Source organism: Acidithiobacillus albertensis (assembly GCF_001931655.1).
Lineage (GTDB): Bacteria > Pseudomonadota > Gammaproteobacteria > Acidithiobacillales > Acidithiobacillaceae > Acidithiobacillus > Acidithiobacillus thiooxidans.
This window is the reverse complement of sequence record NZ_MOAD01000118.1, coordinates 1-2,322: the sequence shown is the minus strand read 5'-3', so window position 1 is coordinate 2,322 and position 2,322 is coordinate 1. Positions and strand designations below refer to the sequence as shown.

4 protein-coding genes are annotated in these 2,322 nt (G+C 50.8%); all 4 read right to left on the bottom strand.

The genetic code is table 11. The features are described from left to right. Nucleotides 1-303 precede the first annotated feature (303 nt). Entirely contained in the window at nucleotides 304-1,020 is a 717-nt protein-coding gene (locus BLW97_RS18445) for a Crp/Fnr family transcriptional regulator (protein WP_010638924.1), read from the bottom strand. 12 nt (nucleotides 1,021-1,032) lie between these two features. After that, on the bottom strand, nucleotides 1,033-1,248 hold the full coding sequence (locus BLW97_RS18440) for a hypothetical protein (protein ID WP_010638922.1): 216 nt from the start codon (nucleotides 1,246-1,248) through the stop codon (nucleotides 1,033-1,035). Nucleotides 1,249-1,325: 77 nt separating this feature from the next. Continuing rightward, nucleotides 1,326-1,643 carry a hypothetical protein gene (locus BLW97_RS18435; protein WP_010638920.1) on the bottom strand — a complete coding sequence of 106 codons (318 nt, stop codon included), beginning with the start codon at nucleotides 1,641-1,643 and terminating at the stop codon, nucleotides 1,326-1,328. Between the two features lie 81 nt (nucleotides 1,644-1,724). Next, on the bottom strand, nucleotides 1,725-2,322 hold a 598-nt coding region (locus tag BLW97_RS18430; RefSeq protein WP_143215011.1), incomplete at its 5' end, for a cytochrome d ubiquinol oxidase subunit II.

Here is a 2,322-nt window from a genome sequence, read left to right as displayed (position 1 = left end):
ATCCTCATCATGGACATCCCGTGCATTTCAACACAGGATATGCCCTGTGGCATCGCCACCGCAGCATTGCTCATCCAGGTTCCAATAAGGAACAAGGACAACATTGCCAGCGAACGAAAGTAGCGGCGAAGCTTTAACATAATTCGACCATGAGATCCCAATTAGATAAACGATGACAACCTTTGAGAAAAAATGCAAATGATGAGGTTGCTGTTATTCTTCATTTTTGAAATGGTTGTACCTGATTAAGAACCACCTCAATCAAGGAGCGGTGTACAGCCTTCATCAACCATTTAGAACCCATCAATGCATACCGCTGGCAATTTTTCGTAGCGACGCGCGCTGAACCATAATGCGCTGACCGGATTCACGCAGATATCCGTGTCTCTTGAAATCCGCCATGACTCTCGAAACATGTGCAGAAGAAAGCCCGAGATAACCGGCAATTTCTTTACGTGCCATCGGGAAAGGGACCCAGGCGCCATCGGGGAACACGCCGCACCAGTGGTATAAAAATGCCGCCAGGCAGGCATCGGCCTTCCCTGCTCCCACTTCCACAATATGGAATTCAGACTCTTCCAGGGCTCTCTGCCATCGCTCCAGCAATGCGCCTCGCACATGGGGGAGGTCTTCTGACAAACGGTTTAATTCCGATATATCCAGCAAACATAAATCAGCGGCATCTAATGTTGTGGCGGTATGCGGGTATCGGGGATGTGCATGATTCAAGCCCTCAAATCCCAACAGATCGCCATGACGCAATAGCCGAACAATTTTTTCCACCCCATGAAGCGGTGATTCCAGACTGAGTTTGATGACACCAGACCGCAAGGTAAACGCATGGCGGGCGCTTTCGCCTTGATGGTAAAGCACTTCTCCAGCAGGCAGATGAATATCCTGTACGGTCATCCCCAGATTGTCTAATTCTTGCACAGTGAGCCCTGCAAAAATGCTCAACTGGCGCATGGGACAAAGCTGACAATCTGACTGGCCCGTCAGATTCCATGACGCTGAATGCATGAGATACTCCTGTTAGGCGATGCTGTCGGCATCCTCCAATTCCCAGAGCGGGATCTGGTTATCAGAGGCATCGGTTACCCAACGTCGCGCATAAATGCTGCGTTGGGCAGCCAGCTCATTCAGAATACTCTGAATACGGTTCATCGTCAGGTGCAGGGTACAAGCCATCTCTATGCTGGTCATCGGCCCGCCGCGCAGGCAGTTCAGAATACGATTCGTGTCTTGCATTATGAGGATATCTCCCGATGTCGTGTCAGGTTGTGCGCCATCCTGTATGCGCTGGTATGAAAGTCCCTCCATGGCATTCAGCTCGTGTACAGTACGGGATAAGCTGCCCGGTTTGCCTTTTTTTGCAGCAGATTTTGCCGAAAAATGTGAAAGAAGCGCTGATAACGCGATAATTCCTGCTCCATCAGCAAGCTATGATCGGACACCTTTTTTTGCGAATGGTTATCCAACACCTGCTCTTCATTGAGGGTGGAGAGTTCTGCGCGTAGCGCATACCATTGTTCATTGACCAGATCGTGGCGTGTTTCCAGTACATCGAGAATATCCAGAATGGCATGGTCATCGAGCTGCGCTTCGGGTTCGCCCTGAACCGTTAAAGAAGATCTGATTTTCATAAATCACTCCATGAATAGTTTCCGTCTGTTACACAGGAACTGAGGAAAGGGCAGCGAAAAGCCTGCCCTTCCCTTCCGGTTTTAATGACCGCCGTAACTGGCCATTTTTGTGGTGCGACCCCGAAACACCCAGATTTGATAAGCGTTGTACATGATCATGATGGGTACAAACCCGGTCATGAATAAGGTAAACACGGCAATGGAGTTGGCCGGATTGGCGGCCGCCTGGATGGTCCAGGTTTCCGGAACAATGTAGGGAAACATCGTAGCCCACATGGCAAACCACAGGAGAACCACCACCCCTTCACCCCACAGCAGGGCGGCGAAGTCTTTTTGCATGGAGTGGTTCATCATGGATTTAAAGGCAAAGAACAGGACCACCAAGAGCCAGATGGCCCATACCCACCAATAAGGGCCAGTCCATTTTGCCGCTGCCCAAGGGAATATGGCATAGGACCATACCAGCGTGACGACAATTGCTGCTAAGGCCAGGTAGGAAAAAAGGGTGGTCCAGCGCTGTGCCTTGACGTTGATCGGATCCCCCTTTTCAAAGCGTGCACTCAGGTAAAGACCGCCTGCCAGTCCGGCCGCAATGACCGCGCCAAAACCGGTGAAGATACTGAAAGGGGTCAGAAAAGTGAGGGCCGTCCCGGTAAAATGGGGAATGGGCGAATTCACA

Coding starts and splice junctions, on each gene's coding strand:
- BLW97_RS18440 (WP_010638922.1), bottom strand. CDS start 1,248: ATGCAAGACACGAATCGTATTCTGAACTGCCTGCGCGGCGGGCCGATG.
- BLW97_RS18435 (WP_010638920.1), bottom strand. CDS start 1,643: ATGAAAATCAGATCTTCTTTAACGGTTCAGGGCGAACCCGAAGCGCAG.
- BLW97_RS18445 (WP_010638924.1), bottom strand. CDS start 1,020: ATGCATTCAGCGTCATGGAATCTGACGGGCCAGTCAGATTGTCAGCTT.